Annotated in this window: 15 protein-coding genes; 5 read left to right on the forward strand and 10 right to left on the reverse strand. The window is 63.7% G+C overall.

Annotated elements, in window-relative coordinates:
- Window positions 1–46: 46 nt before the first annotated feature.
- On the reverse strand, window positions 47–1483 hold the full coding sequence (gene glnA, locus J1M86_RS10005; protein ID WP_075840492.1) for a type I glutamate--ammonia ligase: 1437 nt from the start codon (window positions 1481–1483) through the stop codon (window positions 47–49).
- A 223-nt stretch (window positions 1484–1706) separates the two neighbouring features.
- On the opposite strand from glnA, the gene J1M86_RS10010 reads away from it, so the two are divergent.
- Window positions 1707–2177 carry an RDD family protein gene (locus tag J1M86_RS10010; protein ID WP_206509690.1) on the forward strand — a complete coding sequence of 157 codons (471 nt, stop codon included), beginning with the start codon at window positions 1707–1709 and terminating at the stop codon, window positions 2175–2177.
- Window positions 2178–2197: 20 nt separating this feature from the next.
- Here J1M86_RS10010 and J1M86_RS10015 read toward each other — a convergent pair whose 3' ends face one another.
- The 5 genes from J1M86_RS10015 to sucB all read right to left on the reverse strand — a co-directional run bounded on the left by J1M86_RS10015 (window position 2198) and on the right by sucB (window position 7762).
- Window positions 2198–2953 (reverse strand): DUF4191 domain-containing protein, encoded by a 756-nt coding sequence (locus J1M86_RS10015; RefSeq protein ID WP_075840496.1) that lies wholly within the window; start codon window positions 2951–2953, stop codon window positions 2198–2200.
- 69 nt (window positions 2954–3022) lie between these two features.
- Complete coding sequence (lipA, locus tag J1M86_RS10020; RefSeq protein WP_075840681.1) at window positions 3023–4009, reverse strand: lipoyl synthase; 987 nt, start codon at window positions 4007–4009, stop codon at window positions 3023–3025.
- A 127-nt stretch (window positions 4010–4136) separates the two neighbouring features.
- Window positions 4137–4898 (reverse strand): lipoyl(octanoyl) transferase LipB, encoded by a 762-nt coding sequence (gene lipB / locus J1M86_RS10025; RefSeq protein WP_075840498.1) that lies wholly within the window; start codon window positions 4896–4898, stop codon window positions 4137–4139.
- Between the two features lie 40 nt (window positions 4899–4938).
- Entirely contained in the window at window positions 4939–5829 is an 891-nt protein-coding gene (locus tag J1M86_RS10030; RefSeq protein ID WP_206509691.1) for a TIGR01777 family oxidoreductase, read from the reverse strand.
- A 148-nt stretch (window positions 5830–5977) separates the two neighbouring features.
- Window positions 5978–7762 carry a 2-oxoglutarate dehydrogenase, E2 component, dihydrolipoamide succinyltransferase gene (sucB, locus tag J1M86_RS10035; protein ID WP_206509692.1) on the reverse strand — a complete coding sequence of 595 codons (1785 nt, stop codon included), beginning with the start codon at window positions 7760–7762 and terminating at the stop codon, window positions 5978–5980.
- 415 nt (window positions 7763–8177) lie between these two features.
- On the opposite strand from sucB, the gene J1M86_RS10040 reads away from it, so the two are divergent.
- Window positions 8178–8507, forward strand: coding sequence for an oxidoreductase (locus tag J1M86_RS10040; protein ID WP_075840500.1), 330 nt, complete (start codon window positions 8178–8180; stop codon window positions 8505–8507).
- Window positions 8508–8578: 71 nt separating this feature from the next.
- Here J1M86_RS10040 and J1M86_RS10045 read toward each other — a convergent pair whose 3' ends face one another.
- Window positions 8579–10096: a leucyl aminopeptidase gene (locus J1M86_RS10045; RefSeq protein WP_075840502.1), complete on the reverse strand. Its 1518-nt coding sequence runs from the start codon at window positions 10094–10096 to the stop codon at window positions 8579–8581.
- Between the two features lie 107 nt (window positions 10097–10203).
- Here J1M86_RS10045 and gcvT point away from each other — a divergent pair, with 107 nt between their 5' ends.
- Both gcvT and J1M86_RS10055 read left to right on the forward strand, forming a co-directional pair.
- Window positions 10204–11304, forward strand: a complete 1101-nt coding sequence (gene gcvT / locus J1M86_RS10050) for a glycine cleavage system aminomethyltransferase GcvT (RefSeq protein ID WP_075840682.1) — start codon at window positions 10204–10206, stop codon at window positions 11302–11304.
- Window positions 11305–11333: 29 nt separating this feature from the next.
- Window positions 11334–12437: a branched-chain amino acid aminotransferase gene (locus J1M86_RS10055; protein ID WP_206509693.1), complete on the forward strand. Its 1104-nt coding sequence runs from the start codon at window positions 11334–11336 to the stop codon at window positions 12435–12437.
- Between the two features lie 32 nt (window positions 12438–12469).
- Here the strand turns inward: J1M86_RS10055 and J1M86_RS10060 are convergent, their stop codons facing one another.
- Window positions 12470–13864: an NAD(P)/FAD-dependent oxidoreductase gene (locus J1M86_RS10060; protein WP_075840503.1), complete on the reverse strand. Its 1395-nt coding sequence runs from the start codon at window positions 13862–13864 to the stop codon at window positions 12470–12472.
- 222 nt (window positions 13865–14086) lie between these two features.
- Here J1M86_RS10060 and J1M86_RS10065 point away from each other — a divergent pair, with 222 nt between their 5' ends.
- Window positions 14087–14740, forward strand: coding sequence for a DUF2202 domain-containing protein (locus J1M86_RS10065; RefSeq protein WP_206509694.1), 654 nt, complete (start codon window positions 14087–14089; stop codon window positions 14738–14740).
- On the opposite strand, the gene J1M86_RS10070 is transcribed toward J1M86_RS10065, so the two are convergent.
- Entirely contained in the window at window positions 14722–15825 is a 1104-nt protein-coding gene (locus J1M86_RS10070; RefSeq protein ID WP_307786587.1) for a HAMP domain-containing sensor histidine kinase, read from the reverse strand. The genes J1M86_RS10065 and J1M86_RS10070 overlap by 19 nt on opposite strands.
- Complete coding sequence (locus J1M86_RS10075) at window positions 15822–16520, reverse strand: response regulator transcription factor (protein WP_206509695.1); 699 nt, start codon at window positions 16518–16520, stop codon at window positions 15822–15824. Before J1M86_RS10075 ends, J1M86_RS10070 begins: the two co-directional genes overlap by 4 nt.
- Between the last annotated feature and the right edge of the window lie 64 nt (window positions 16521–16584).

The following is a 16584-nucleotide window of genomic DNA, read 5'->3' on the forward strand; positions in this document are numbered from 1 at the left end:
GCCCCGCCGAAGATCGGCGGGGCGGTGAGGTGAGCTAGGTGCTAGATCACACGTCGTAGTAGAGCTGGAACTCGTACGGGTGCGGACGGAGGTTGACGGGAGCGATTTCCTGCTCACGCTTGAGCGAGATCCACGTCTCGATCAGGTCGGTGGTGAAGACGCCACCCTCGGTGAGGTACTCGTGGTCGGCTTCGAGGCGGTCGATGACCGTGTCGAGCGACGTAGGAGCCTGTGGGATGTTCTTGGCCTCCTCCGGCGGAAGCTCGTAGAGGTCCTTGTCCACCGGTGCCTGCGGCTCGATCTTGTTCTTGATGCCGTCCAGGCCGGCCATCATCTGCGCAGCGAAGTTCAGGTACGGGTTGCCCGAGCTGTCCGGCGCGCGGAATTCGAGGCGCTTGGCCTTCGGGTTGTTGCCGGTGATCGGGATACGCACAGCTGCGGAGCGGTTGCGCTGGCTGTAGACCAAGTTGATGGGGGCCTCGTAGCCCGGCACCAGACGGTGGTACGAGTTGATGGTCGGGTTGGTGAACGCCAGCAGAGACGGCGCGTGGTGCAGGATGCCGCCGATGTAGTGACGAGCCAGGTCCGACAGTCCGGCGTAGCCGGCTTCGTCGTGGAAGAGGGGCTTGCCGTCCTTCCACAGGGACTGGTGGACGTGCATGCCCGAGCCGTTGTCACCGAAAAGCGGCTTCGGCATGAAGGTGGCGGACTTGCCGTTCTTCCATGCAGTGTTCTTCACGATGTACTTGAACAGCTGCAGGTCGTCAGCAGCTGCGAGCAGCGTGTTGAACTTGTAGTTGATTTCCTGCTGTCCGCCGGTGCCGACCTCATGGTGGCCACGCTCGAGCTCGAAGCCTGCGTTCTGAAGGTTGGTGGAGATCTCGTCGCGCAAGTCCACGTAGTGGTCGTACGGTGCGACGGGGAAGTAGCCGCCCTTGGGACGGACCTTGTAGCCGAGGTTGGGGCTACCGTCTGCGTTGGTCTCGACGCCGGTGTTCCAGGAACCCGAGATGGAGTCGAGTTCGTAGAATGCGCCGTTGATGCCGGAGTCGTAGCGAACCGAGTCGAAGATGTAGAACTCGGCCTCGGCGCCGAAGAAGGCGGTGTCCGCGATGCCGGTGGAGACCAAGTACTCCTCGGCCTTACGTGCCACGTTGCGGGGGTCACGGCTGTACGACTCGCGAGTGAACGGGTCGTGAACGAAGAAGTTGACGTTGAGTGTCTTCGCTGCGCGGAACGGATCGACCTGGGCCGTGGTCACGTCCGGAAGAAGCATCATGTCCGACTCGTGAATCGACTGGAAACCGCGGACGGAAGAACCGTCGAACGCGAGACCGTCTTCGAAGACATCCTGCGTGAACGCAGACGCCGGGATCGAGAAGTGCTGCTGAATGCCGGGGAGATCCGTGAATCGGATATCCACATACTCGATGTTCTCGTCGGCGATGAACTTGATGACCTCTTCGGCCGTGGTGAAAGCCACGCTGTTACTCCTTTGTTGAGTCCGTCGACCAGCACGTTATGGACTTGGTGTTGCCCGCCAGTCAAGGTTGTGTTTCGCCCGTGTTACGCGTCGCGCCTCTGGCAGACCTTGCCGGAGCGACGAGTTGTTCTGCGTCGTGCAGCACACAGATCGTCGTGCTCCACCGCACACACTACGGTGACGGCCGCTCGCCGCCGTTCCTCCGACGCCTATCCTGGTACCCATGGCACGAATGACAGGCTCCTGGTTGTCCGGACCCAACGCCGCCCATGAAGACGACGGCACCGAGCAGAACTACCCGGGAGAACTGCTCGGACTGCCGTCCACCGGCCCGGGGGCTCTCGTCGGGCTCGGCCGCCGCACCGGTGCGCTGCTGATCGACTGGCTGATGGCCATGGGGATCTCCGCGCTCATCGTCAACACCTTCACGATTCCGCAGTCGATGTCCACCATCACGTTGCTGGTGTGGTTCGTAGCCGGCGTCGCCGCGGTGAGCGTTTTCTCGTTCACACCCGGTCAATTCATCATGGGTATTCAGGTTGCTCGGGTGGACGTGTCGGCACGCGTCGGGTTCCTTCGCGCATTGGTCCGCACGTTCTTTCTTCTCTTCGTCTTCCCGGCCGTGATTTCCGATCACGACGGACGCGGCATGCACGATCGCGCGACAGGAACTGCCATGGTGCGTATGCGCTAGCGCATACGCACCCAGCGAGATCAGCGCCTCTTGATAGTGCGCTGAACGCCTTTCATCTTCGCGCCTCCGGGGATCGGGCCCTTCGGCATGGCCGGGCCGCCCTTGGTGCCCAGCGCCGACAGGCGCGACTCGATGGTGTCCATGCGCTTGGTATCGATGTTCTTGGGCAGCTTGGTCAGATACTTCTGCAGGCCGGACAAGGGAATCTGGTTCTCACCGTTCCCGATCATGACGTCGTAGATCGGCGTGTCGCCGACCAGTCGGGCGGTCTTCTTCTTCTCCTGCGCCAGAAGTGCTTTCACGCGTTGCGGAGCGCCCTCGGCGACGAGGATGACGCCAGGTTTGCCGATGACGCGGTGTACTGCGTCGAGCTGCGTGGTTCCGGCGATCGCGTTGGTCACCCGCCATGAACCGCGGAGGTTGTCCAACGCCCACGCCGCAGCGCCGGCTTGGCCGTCCGCCTTGCGGTAGACGGACTTCTGTACACGCCGACCGAAGATGATGAACGCCACGAGCACACCGAGCACCAGACCGAACGGCAGCACGAACCATTCGATGCCCAGGATCATGCCGATCAGGAAGGACAGCAGCGCGATGCCGACGATCGAGCCGATCATCAGCGGCAGCAGCAACTTGTCGTCTTTGCGCTGCATCTGGAACGCCTGCCACAGCTGACTGCGCCGTTCCTTCGATGCCTTCTTGCGAGCTACCTTCGCGGCCGCTTTTGCTTCTTTGCTGGGCTTGCCTGCCTTGCCAGCTTTACTGCCGTTCGCCATACCTCACAGGATACGTCCCGTGGCCACGCTCCTCGGCACCGCGCCTGTTCGCCCTGCGGCGAACCTCGGTCAGCGTGCGGCCAGACGGGCCATCAGTGAACTGGCCTCCTGCGATGCTTCGCCACCGTCGACCAGGTGGCTCATGCTCTCGGGGAGTTCACGGCCGTGATGCTGCATGGCCTGTGCGTAGAGGCGACCCGCCCGGTAGGACGAGCGGACCAGCGGGCCGGCCAAGACGCCCGCGAAACCGACCTCGGTGGCGTAGTCGGAGTGCTCGACGAACTCCTCGGGCTTGACCCACCGCTCGACTGGGTGGTGTCGCGGCGACGGACGCAGGTACTGCGTGATGGTCAGGATGTCGCATCCTGCCTCGTGCAGGTCGCGGATCGCTTCCTGAACTTCCTCGGGAGTCTCGCCCATGCCGAGGATCAGGTTGGATTTGGTGACGAGGCCGTCCTCGCGCGCAGCGGTGATGACATCCATCGATCGCTGGTATCGGAACGCCGGTCGTATCCGCTTGAATATCCGCGGAACCGTCTCGACGTTGTGTGCGAGCACCTCCGGCCGAGAAGAGAACACCTCGGCCAGTTGGTCCGGCTTCGCATTGAAATCCGGGATCAACAACTCGACGCCGGTATTCGGGTTCAGCTTCTTGATGTATCGCACGGTTTCCGCGTACAGCCAGGCGCCGCCGTCGTCCAGGTCATCGCGGGCGACCCCGGTGATGGTCGAGTAGCGCAGGCCCATCGCCTGAACGCTCTCGGCGACCCGCCGCGGCTCGTCGCGATCGAGTGCGTCGGGCTTGCCCGTGTCGATCTGGCAGAAATCACATCGGCGGGTGCATTGCTCGCCACCGATGAGGAAGGTCGCTTCGCGGTCTTCCCAGCATTCGTAGATGTTGGGGCAACCGGCTTCCTCGCAGACCGTGTGCAGGCCTTCTCGTTTGACCAAGCTCTTGAGCTCGGTGTATTCCGGACCCATCTTGGCTTTGGTCTTGATCCAGTTGGGCTTGCGTTCGATCGGGGTTTCCGCATTGCGAATTTCGAGCCGAAGCAACTTCCGTCCGGGCGGTGCGAGCGCGGGGTCGGAGGAATGGCTGGCGGCGTGCGCAGCGTCGGGGGATGACCCGGTTGCAGGCGCGGCGTCGGGGGATGTTCGAGGTGCCACAGTCACCTCGTCGATGCTACGCGCCGAACTTCATCGTCGTGAACTGCGGGTTGCTCGCCGCTCCGGCGGTTTCGACTCGCGCAACAGGGTGTTCGGTGACCTCCATATCACCATCGAGGGCCGCGAGCACGGCCGCCGAGACGGCAGGGCTCACATCCTCGATCGTGACCTCGTGGCCGAGTTCACTCGACAGTGAGGTCACGCCAGCGTCGGCGATTCCGCAGGGCACGATTGCGTCGAATCCCGACGTCGACGAGTTGCAGTTCAGGGAGAAGCCGTGCAGCGTCACGCCACGCTGCACCCGCACGCCGATGGCCGCGATCTTGCGTTCCGGCAACCACTTCCCGTCGCGTGGTTCCGACGCCAGCCACACTCCCGACCTACCGTCGATGCGGCCGCAGTCGATTCCGAGGTCGGTGCACACCGAGATCAAGGCTTCTTCGATACGTCTGACGTACTGCACCACGTCCATCGGTTGCGCCAACCGAACGATCGGGTAGCCGACGAGTTGGCCGGGGCCGTGCCAGGTGATTTTTCCGCCGCGGTCGACCTCGATGACGGGTGTTCCGTCCGAGGGGCGGTCCTCCGGGGACGTGCGTCGCCCCGCTGTGTACACCGACGGGTGTTCGAGCAACAGGAGCGTGTCCCGACCCTGCCCGTCTGCGCGCATGTCGGCAAGTTCGCGCTGACGCGCCCACGCCTCGAGGTACTCGATCCGTCCGATCTGCTCGACGACGATCGGTTCCGAACTCTCCCGCGCGGAGATCCCAGCAGTCATACGCGAGAACGTTACGCCGTTGCTCGCGACCGCCGAAAAGTCAGCGACCGACGGCCGCCTTCAGTGCCTCTCCGACGGTGTTGTGGGTGAAGACGAACCCGGTGTCCTCGAGGACTTTCGGTATTGCGCGCGGACCGGTCAGGATTGCCTCCTCGGCGAATTCACCGATGATCGCGCGCAGGGCGAACCCGGGTACCACCCACGGTGCGGGCCGCTTGACGGCCCGCGCGAACGCGCTGTTGAACTGAGCATTGGTCACCGGCGCCGGGCCGACCATGTTGACCGGACCGGAAACATCGGTGTTCTCGATTCCGTGCACGATGGCATCGATCTCGTCCTCGAGCGATATCCACGGAAAGTACTGGCGACCGCTACCGAGTCGGCCACCGAGCGCGAAGAGATAGAGCGGCCGCAGCTTGTCGAGCATGCCGCCTCGTGAGGAGAGCACGACGCCGCTGCGCAACATGATCGTGCGCACACCTGCCGTCGAGGCTGCCGCAGTGGCGTTCTCCCAGTCGCGACACACCTCGGCCAGAAACCCTTGACCCATGGCACCGGACTCGTCGACGACGCGATCACCGGTGTCGCCGTAATAGTTGACGCCGCTTGCGTTCACGAGTGTCGGAACGTCGAGCCGTGCGCATGCGTCGGCCAGGACTTCGGTCGGCGTGATGCGGCTGTCGCGCACCAGCTGCTTGTAGGCACCCGACCAGCGCTTGTCGCCGATTCCGACACCACACAGATTGACCACGGCATCGGTGCCGCGCAGCGAGCGCTCGTCCAGTTCGCCCTGGGGTGGATCCCATCGGATTTCGTCCGGCCCTGCGGCAGCGCGACGAACCAACCTGCCGACCTCGTGGCCTTTGCTGCGTAGCGACGCCACGAGCGCGGTACCTATCAAACCGGACGAACCTGCTATGACGACTCGCATGAATCCGACAGCCTCCTCGACAGAGTCGGGGCACCATTCGCGTTGCGAATGGTGCCCCGACCGATGTGCATTCACCCCGATTCACGCAGGGCCCGGTCGCGTTGTGTCTGCAACTTCACGATACAGAAACGCGGGACCGGCGGCTGTCTCAGATACCCAGATCTGCCTCGAACGAAGCGTCTTCGAGCCGCTGCTTGATGGTGGTGAGGAAGCGACCCGCATCCGCGCCGTCGACCAGGCGGTGGTCGTAGGTCAACGGCAGGTAGACCATCGAACGAACACCGATGGACTCGTTGCCCGCACCGTCCTTGACGACGACGGGCCGCTTGACGATGGCGCCGGTGCCCAACATTGCCGCCTGCGGTGGAACCAGAATCGGGGTGTCGAACAACGCGCCCTGGCTACCGATATTGGTGATGGTGAAGGTGCCTCCGGACAACTCGTCGGGCTTGAGGCCGTTCGAGCGTGCACGTGATGCGATGTCCGCGATGGCGCGAGCCAAACCAGCCAGCGACAGGTCTCCCGCGTTGTGGATGACGGGGGAGAGGAGGCCCTGTTCGGTGTCCACGGCGATGCCGAGATGGACACCGGAGTGGTACGTGATTTCCTTCTTGTCCTCGTCGATGCTCGCGTTGACGTTCGGGTGCGCCTTCAGCGCCTCCACGACGGCCTTCGCGAAGAACGGCAGGTACGTCAGATTGACGCCCTCGTTCTTCTGGAAAGTCGACTTCGCTTTGCTTCGCAGCGCGGCGATCGTCGTCACATCGACCTCGAAGGTCTGCGTGAGCTGCGCGGTGGACTGCAGCGACTCGCGAGTCTTCTTGGCGGTGATCTGACGGATGCGGTTGATCTTCTGCGTGGTGCCACGCAGGTGTGCGAGCTCGGGTCGAACCCCGGCCGTGGCTGCCGCGGGTGCCTTTGCTGCCGCCGGAGCCGATTCCGGCGCCGCTGTCTGTGCGGGTGCCTTCTTGGCCTCCGCTGCCGCGAGGACGTCCTGCTTGCGGATGCGCCCGCCGACGCCGGTGCCCTTGACGCTCGCGAGGTCCACGTCGTTGTCCGCGGCGAGCTTGCGCACCAACGGGGTCACGTACGGCGTGGAGTCACCCGAGGACTCCTGCTTGGGGGCCTCCTGCTTCGGGGCTTCCTGCTTGGGGGCCTCTTGCTTGGGGGCTTGCTGCTTGGGGGCCTCTTGCTTCGGGGCTTCCTGCTTCGGCGCCTCGGCTTTCGGCTCAGGCGCCTTTTCGGGCTCGGGTGCCTTCTGCGGCTCGGGCGCCTTCTCGGCGGGCGCGCCGGATCCGATGACGGCCAGCTGACCGCCGATGGCGACGGTGTCGTCCTCTTCGGCGTTGATTTCGAGAAGGGTGCCGGCGACGGGAGACGGTATCTCGGTATCGACCTTGTCGGTCGATACTTCGAGCAGGGGCTCGTCCACCGCGACATCGTCACCGACGGCCTTGAGCCAACGCGTGACGGTTCCCTCGGTGACCGACTCGCCCAGCTCGGGCATGTTCACCGTAGTACCGGATCCGCTGGAGCTCGAACTGCTCGACGACTGCGCGGGAGCAGCGTCCTCGGCCGGAGCTTCCTGCTCGGCTTGCGGCTCGGGCTCGGCCGCGGGAGTCGGCTCGTCTGCCGGCTCGGACTTCGATGCTTCCTCGGCCGGTGCGGAGTCGGACGAGTCACCGGAGTTGTCGTCGGCATCGCCGATCTGAGCCAGCTCGCCACCGATCTCGACGGTGTCGTCTTCCTGGGCCACTATCTTCGTCAGAACACCAGCGACGGGAGATGGAATTTCGGTATCGACCTTGTCGGTCGATACTTCGAGCAGGGGTTCGTCGACCTCGACGGTGTCGCCCTCCTGCTTGAGCCACCTGGTGACAGTTCCCTCGGTGACGCTCTCACCAAGAGCTGGCATCTGGACGGAGAAGGCCATGTCTGTTGACTCCTCGACAAGTTGTGTGCGGGTATTTTTCAGTTCTTACGACTTGTGGTCGTGAGACCAGGCGTCGGCAACGACCATTGTGCTGGCGTTGCAAGGTTCGCGGACGATACTTGCGTTAATTGCGATCGTCAGCGCTGCGGGAGTCCGAGGTGCGGAAGCCCGCGTCGAGCCGAGGAATGACGAACTCCACGAATTGCGGCGCAACACAGCAATCACGTGGAACCCTTTCGAAACGATCGGCAATTCTTTCTCGACAACGAGAGAGTTGGACCCTCGACGATCATCCTTCCATCTCCGGGCTTCGCGCGTTCCCCGAGGGCAGCTGCCGTACTGGCAAACTGGTCGGTAACACCGCCCGTGCGAACGACGACATCAGTCTTCACGTACCGACGACAGGAGTTCGATTGTGGGTTTGTTCGATCGCTTCGCGCGACGCACCGCCAAGAGCCGAGGAGCCAAAACTGGTTCCACAGCGCAGTACCTGGCCGACTGGACGGCAGCTCGAATCGGTGTAGAGGCATACGTGGAGCCGAAGACGACGGTCACTCCCGTCACCGTGGTGTTGGTGGCGAACGACGGCGAGTGGACTCGGCGCGCCGTCGATGAGCGTGACCTCAAGAAGCTCGGACCCGACTTGAAGATTCCCGTCTACGACGTGCGCAAGACCCGCTATCCCCAGCGCATGAGGGACTACGACGCACGACAGAAGATCCTCAAGCGCCGGGCCGCCGAGTAGCGGCTTCGCCCCCCATGTGAGTGGAAGTACATAGCGGGCTATGTACTTCCACTCACATGCGCCGGAGGCGCCTATCCGTGCTCGGCGATGTCCTCCAGAACGGCGAACATCGTGCGCACCGGCACACCGGTACCGCCCTTGCCGATGTATCCGAACGGGCCCGAGGTGTTGTACGCCGGTCCCGCCACATCGATGTGCGCCCACTGGACACCCTCGGCGACGAACTCCTTCAGGAACAGTGCCGCGGCCAGCATGCCGCCGGCCCGGCCGTTGGTGACGTTGGCCAGATCGGCCACCTTCGAGTCCAACTCGCGTCGAATTTCGCTCGGCAAGGGCATTGCCCAGCCATCTTCGCCCACGGCCCGTGATATGGCCGCCACACGGTCGCGGAACTCGTCGGTGCCCATGACACCGGGCGTCCGGTTGCCGAGCGCGACAACCTGTGCGCCGGTCAGCGTCGCGGTGTCGATGAGGTAGTCGGGATCGTCCTCGCAGGCACGGACGATGGCGTCGGCCAGTACCAGGCGGCCCTCTGCGTCGGTGTTGATGACCTCGACGGTGATTCCGCCGTACTGAGTCAGCACGTCCCCGGGACGCTGGGCCGTTCCCGACGGCATGTTCTCGGCCATCGGGACAGTGGCGACGACGTCCAGCGCCAGACCTACCTTGGCGGCGAGGATGACGGTGGCGACCACGGCGGCGGCGCCGGCCATGTCGGAGGTCATGTTCTCCATGCCGGCGGCGGGCTTGATGGAGATTCCGCCGGTGTCGAAGGTGATGCCCTTGCCGACCAGAGCGACCTTCTTCCCCTTCCGCTTGCCACCGGAATGGGTCATCCGGACCAGTCGGGGCAGGCGCGCGGACCCTTTTCCGACGCCGTGGATTCCGCCGTACCCGCCCTTTTCCAGAGCTTTGTCGTCGAGTATCTCGACGTTCAGGCCGACCGCTGTGCCCAGCTCCTTCGCGCGTGCGGCGAAGGCTTCCGGATAGAGGTGGCTCGGCGGCGTGTTGACGAAATCGCGTGCAATGGCCACAGATTCGGCAATTGCCGTCGAGTGCACCAGCTCGGCCTTGGCCTCACGGGATCGAGGACTGGCGACGAGCAACTCGACACGAGCAAGCGGACCAGCATCGGGCCCGGGGGCCGAGAGCGAGGACTTGAATTCGGTGAAGGTGTAGGCGCCGAGGAAGAATCCTTCGGCGGCTGCGCCCAGGTCGAGGGAGGACAGCGTGGTTGCCGCAGTCGACGTTCCCGCGAGGGCTCGCGCGGCAGTGCCTGCCGCACGTCGGATGCGTTCGGTGTCGATGTCCGCGGACTTGCCGAGACCCACAGCGAGGACGCTGCCGACATCGAGGGCCGCGGGGGCTGGAATGCGGGTGAGCTCGTCGGCCTTGCCGGTTGCACCGACCGCCTCGAACGAGTCGAGCAATTCCGAGGCCAGCGCATCATCGGAGATGTCGTCGGTGATGACGAGCTCGAGCCCGTCCTCGCTGGTGCTCAACGCGACGACGAGTACGTCGACGTCCTTTCCGAGGCGGCCGGCCAGCACAAGCTCGGGTCCGAGGGTGCGGGGTGAAGTCGAAGGCACGGGGCAGCTCCTGATGGGGATCGATTGTGTCGGTCGAATCGATCGTAGTGACCGGACCCGGAGGTGATTCGTTCAACGGCTGCCGATCTCCGCTAGCGTTGCTCGATATGAGTGCAGAGGAACTTCTTCGCGGACCCGTCCACGTCGTTCACGCGGAACTGGGAGCGACATTCGCTCCGTTCGGCGGGTGGGAGATGCCCGTCTCGTACGCCGGCGTCGTCGCCGAGCACAAGGCAGTTCGGAGCACCGTCGGCCTCTTCGATGTCAGCCATCTCGGCAAGGTATCGATCCTCGGCCCCGGCGCGGCGGCCTTCGTGAACTCCTCGCTGACCAACGACCTCGGTCGAGTGGGTCCGGGCAAGGCGCAGTACACGTTGTGCTGCACAGAAACCGGCGGCGTCGTCGACGATCTCATTGCATACTTCGTCGGCGACGAGGAAGTGTTTCTCGTACCCAACGCGGCGAACACGGCGGCAGTTGTCGCGGCGATGACCGCGCATGCGCCGGCCGAAGTGCGAATAGTCGACCAGCATCGCGACTTCGGCGTGTTCGCGGTGCAGGGTCCGAGTTCACAGTCCGTGGTCGAACAGCTGGGTCTGCCAGTGGACATGGAGTACATGGCTTTCGCGGACGCTCGGTGGGGTGAGATCCCGGTTCGCGTGTGCCGGACCGGATACACCGGGGAACACGGCTATGAGTTGATCGCCCCGTGGGCCGATTCCGAGGCGCTCTTCCGCGAGCTTCTCGCGGTCGTCACTGCCGCGGGCGGTCAGGCAGCCGGACTCGGTGCCCGTGACACCTTGCGTACCGAAATGGGATACCCGTTGCACGGGCACGAGTTGTCGCTCGACATCACTCCGTTGCAAGCGCGGTGCGGTTGGGCCGTGGGTTGGAAGAAGCCTGCATTCTGGGGGAAGGACGCACTCCTCGCGGAAAAGGAAGCCGGTCCGGCCCGTCAGCTTCGCGGCGTGAAAGCACTCGACCGCGGCGTCCTGAGGCAAGGGCAGACCGTCTCGCGCGACGGTGCACCGGTCGGCGTCACGACCTCGGGGACGTTCTCACCCTCGCTCAGCGTCGGGATCGCGCTGGCGCTGGTCGACACCGATTCGGCGTTGGCACCGGGAGACATCGTCGAGGTCGATGTTCGCGGGCGTGCCGTCAGGTGCGAGATCGTCGCGCCGCCGTTCGTATCGGTCAATACCAAGTGAGTGCACTCTCGTTAGATAGGATCCACCCCATGACAGGCGTCCCCGAATTCACCCGTGTGCAGCATCCCTCTCCGGCGCCGTCGGAGGCCCGGGACGCCGTACTGGCTGCGCCGGGGTTCGGGAAGTTCTTCACGGACCACATGGCGATCATCGACTACACCGCCGACAAGGGCTGGTACGACCCGACCATCGCGCCGTACGGGCCGATTCAGCTGGACCCGGCCGCGATGGTGCTGCATTACGGTCAGGCGATCTTCGAGGGATTGAAGGTCTACCGGCAGCCGAATGGCGACATCGCGTCGTTTCGGGTGAGCTCCAACGCCGAGCGGTTCCAGACCTCGGCTCGTCGACTTGCGATGCCCGAATTGCCTGCGGAATTGTTCATTGCCTCGATCGAACAACTCATCGCGGTCGATCATGACTGGATCCCCGAAGCCGGCGGTGAAGACGCGCTGTACCTTCGCCCGTTCATGTTCTCGACCGAGGCCGGACTGGGAGTCCGGCCCGCCGACGACTACCGATACATGCTGATCGCCTCCCCGGCGGGGGCGTACTTCCCGCGCGGGGTCAAACCGGTCAGCGTGTGGCTGTCCACCGAATACGTGCGTGCAGCGCCCGGCGGCACCGGCGCAGCGAAGTTCGCAGGCAACTACGCCGCCTCGCTTCTCGCTCAAGCCCAGGCCAGTGATCAGGGGTGCGATCAGGTCGTGTGGCTCGACGCAATCGAGCGTCGGTACGTCGAGGAGATGGGTGGGATGAATCTCTTCTTCGTGCTCGGCTCGGGATCCGATGCTCGACTGGTGACGCCGTCGCTGTCGGGGTCCCTGCTCCCCGGCATCACTCGCGACTCGCTACTGTCCCTTGCGACCGATGCCGGGATTCCCGTCGAAGAGCGCCGCATCTCCACCGAGGAGTGGCAGAAGAAAGCTGAGTCGGGCGAGATCACCGAGGTTTTCGCCTGCGGTACCGCGGCCGTGATCACCCCTGTCGGCAGCGTGAAGTCCACGGACGGCGAATTCAGAATTGCCGACGGTGAGCCCGGTGAGATCACCCTTGCGCTGCGGGACACCTTGACCGGTATTCAACGCGGCACTTTCGCCGACACGCACGGTTGGATGACCAAGCTGGCGTGATCGGTGCGCGCTGCCGTTCGAGTCGTCCGAGATCAGGAAACCGCCACCCCTGAGATGTCGAGGCTCGCGGTCGACATCGAGAAGTCGTTTTTCAGGAATGACTCCGACGAATCGTCGAGAATATGCAGCCAATCGCTGGGCAGCGGGGGCGCCATCGTTCCGGTCAGCGTGGATGCGTAGCTCGAATTTCGGTATCCCATGATGTCGTTCTTCTTGTCGCGCTTCCACTGCTTGAAAAGCTCGCCCTGCTTCTCCACGTTGAATTCTGGATAGTCCGTGCGATCGACGAGATCGCGGACGTACGCCGTCTGGAAGTCGATTTCGTCTGCCGCCGTGACGAGGATTTCCTCATTGCCCCGCCAGTCATCGATGTCCTTTTCTCGGACGTCGAAATCGGGAAGCTCGATACGGCCGAGAATGACGTCCCGCGCATACCAAGCTTGGGCGTCGAACATATTGAACGTGAAGTACTGGTCCTGCATGCCCAGATACATCAGTTTCGGGTTCTGCTGGAACGCGATTCCTTTGTAGATGTCGCGCGGGTAGAGGCGGTTCTTGGTCTGCAGCCTCAGCTCATCTGGCAGGAACGGAAAATTGTGCTGGTAGCCGGTGCAGAGGATGATGTCGTCCACCTCACGGGTACTTCCGTCCTTGAAGTGCGCGACATTGCCGTCGAGACGTTCCAGGAGTGGCACCTCGGAGAATGCTTCGGGCCAATCGTGTCCCATCGGAGCCGATCGGTAGCTGAACGTGACCTCGGTTGCCCCGTACTTGTAGCACTGTGTGCCGATGTCCTCGGCCGAATAACTGCTGCCGACGAGCAGTAGGCGTTTACCCGCGAACTCGCGAGCGTCCCGGAAATCGTGGGCGTGCAACACCCGTCCCGAAAACTGGTCGAGACCTTCGAACTGCGGCGCATTGGGCGTCGAGAAGTGCCCGGTGGCGACGATGACGTAGTCGAATTGCTCCGACTCGAGTTCGTGGCTGTCGTGGTTCATCACCGTGACCGTGAACTTTTCGCTCTCCTGCGAGTAGCTCACCCACCGGACGGCGGTGTTGAAGCGAATGTATTTGCGCACGTCGCTCTGCTCGACGCGGCCCATGATGTAGTCCTGCAGAACTGCGCGAGGCGGATACGACGGAATCGGGCGGCCGAAGTGTTCCTCGAAAGAGTAGTCGGCAAATTCGAGGCATTCTTTCGGGCCATTGGACCAAAGAAATCTGTACATACTGGCGTGGACTGGCTCGCCGTTTTCGTCGAGACCTGTGCGCCATGTGTAATTCCACATGCCGCCCCAGTTCTTTTGCTTTTCGTAGCACACCACTTCGGGTACTGTTTCGGGACTGGATGATCTTGCCGATTCGAATGCTCGCAATTGTGCGAGTCCGCTCGGGCCTGCTCCTAAAATCGCTACCCTTGGCGTCAAAATTAGCTCCCCTTTTTGTTTGATAATCCCTTCTATTGTACGGCCCTGAATTCGCTTTCGATTATTGCGCTGACCTGCGACGATAAGAAAAGAGGTGACTTGCGTCTCCAGTCAAAACTCGTCCTTGACTGCACCGTCCTCATCGAATCTTCACACAAACCCACCAGGGTATTTCACGGGACCGCTGTTGACTCGAGGGTGAGAGAAAGGGTGGTCTCGGCAATGAGACTTTGGAAGAAGACAGCAAGTGCGGTTGTTGCAGCGACGGCAATCGGTGTATCCGGATTCGGTATGGCGACGGTGTCGGCACAGCCGACTCCGATTTCGCAGACCGGTCAATCGCTCTCCGAGCAGGAGCGCTCGGATCTGACTCTGATGCGGGAAGAGGAGAGAATGGCCCGCGACCTGTACCGACAGTTCCACGACGCGTGGCAGGTTCAGATCTTCGACAACATCTCGACCAGCGAACAACGCCATTACGACACAGTCGGGGTACTGCTCGAGCAGTACGGTGTACCGGACCCGTCAGCTGGACTGGCGGTGGGTGTCTACGCAGATCCCCAACTCCAGCAGCAGTACGACGCGTGGCTCGCCCAAGGATTGGCCACGGTCGAGGCGGCCTATGCCGCCGGAGCGGAACTCGAAGCCGCCGATATCTCCGGTCTGACGAGCGCCATGGAGGTCAGCGACGAGGATGCGATCGATCGCGTATACGAGAAGCTGCGCAAGGGTTCCGAGAACCACTTACGGGCATTCGAGGGTGCGGCATCGGGGGAACAGCACGTCGTCGGTGACCGCGGAAGTCGGGCCGGGCAGGGTCACGAGGGAAAGGGCGGGAACGGCCATGACCGCCAGGGTCATGGTGCGGCCGAATAAGGCAACTGCAAGGTAAAGGTGGCACCGTGCCCGCGGCCGGGGGAGCTCGCGGAGAGCTCACCGCCGTGGGCACGGGCGATTCCCCTGCTGATCGTCAGGCCGATCCCAGACCCCGGATCCTGGTCGACGCGGCGGCGCGCCGGGACGCGATAGAAACGCTCGAAGATGCGCTCGAGATCGCCGGCCGCCAGACCCTCGCCGGTGTCGGTCACCGATATCACGGCGGCGTCACTGCGGGCGGCGACATCGATGGTCACTGCACCGGAGTCCGTTGCGATCAGCGCGTTGCCGAGAAGGTTCGTCAGAACCTGGGTGATCCGATCAGGATCGGCCCGCACCGAAATACGACCGGACGGTAGCCGAACAGTGAGCGCCAGGCCCGTGTCATCGAACTGCGGGCGCATCCGGGCGGCGACATGTTCGACGAGACCGGACAGGTCGAACTCCGCGTACTGGAGATCGAGACGGTCCTCCTCGGCCCGCGACAGAGTCGACAGGTCGTCGGCGAGCCGGCGTAGGCGCCGGACCTCCGGTTCGATCCGGCCGAGTTCGGACGAATCGAAGATGCCGTCGATGATCCCCTCCACATAGCCGTCGATCACGGTGAGCGGTGTTCGCATCTCGTGCGCAACCTCCGCCAGCAACCGCACCCTGCGGGCCTCGGTATCGGCGAGCCGGGTCGCGAGGTCGTTGACGTCGGCGGCGACCGAGGCCAGTTCCCGCTCGCCCGGGGGCTCGATTCGATGCCGGTAGTTGCCCGCAGCGATGGCGCGGGTACCGGAGCGCACCGAACGCAGTGACCGGAGCAGGTGCCGGGACGCCACGAAACCCAGAACTGCGGCCGCGAGGACTCCGGCGAGCACACCGAGCAGTAGCGCGGTGGTGACGGCATCGGCCACGACGCCGCGCAACGGCGATTGTCCACCACCGCGCGCCTGACCGGAACCGAGTCTGCGACTTTCCTCGTCGAACAAAGCGGGGGCGGAGACCCGGACGACGATGAACGTGACCAGTGAGCCCACCAGCGCGACCACCAGGTGGGAGATGAACAACCGGCCCGACATGCTCCGCACGAGGGCGCTCACCGCAATTCTCCGGCGGGGGGAAGGAACTTGTACCCCACCCCGCGAACCGTACCTATGAAACGCGGCGCCGCAGCGTCGTCACCCAGAGCGCGGCGGATGCTGCGGATATGGACGTCGACAACGCGTTCGTCGCCGAAGAAGTCGCCGTCCCAGACATTCTCGAGGAGTTGGCGGCGCGAATAGACGCGTCCCGGCGTCCGGGCCAGCGCGCTGAGCAGATCGAACTCGAGCGCGGTGACATCGGCATGGTGACCGTCGACGGTCACTTGACGTGCGTCGGCGTCGACGACCAATCCTGGAAAAACCAGACGTGTGGCCGCGGGTTCGGCGCCGCGGGATCGGCGCAACACGGTGCGCACCCGAGCGACGACTTCCCGCGGACTGAACGGTTTGGTGATGTAGTCGTCGGCGCCCACTGCCAGGCCCACGAGCTTGTCCACCTCGTCCGACCGAGCGGTCACCAGCAGGACGAACACATCGGAGAAGCTTCGTATCTCTCGTAGTACCTCGATACCGCCCAGGTCGGGCAGCCGGACGTCGAGGAGGACGACATCCGGCCGGCCCGACCGGACGAGGGCGAGTGCTTCGCTACCGGTCGTAGCCTCGGACACAGCGAAGCTTTCTGCCTCCAGATAGCCGCGCAGCAACCGGCGGATGCTCGGTTCGTCGTCCACGACGAGGATCTTGTGGGACACGGTTCCGGGTCACCGCCTTTTCCGAGGCTCAGCGAAGGAAGATCACCTGCACGCAGGCTGCCCG

Source organism: Rhodococcus sp. KRD197 (genome assembly GCF_017168235.1).
Classification (GTDB): domain Bacteria; phylum Actinomycetota; class Actinomycetes; order Mycobacteriales; family Mycobacteriaceae; genus Rhodococcoides.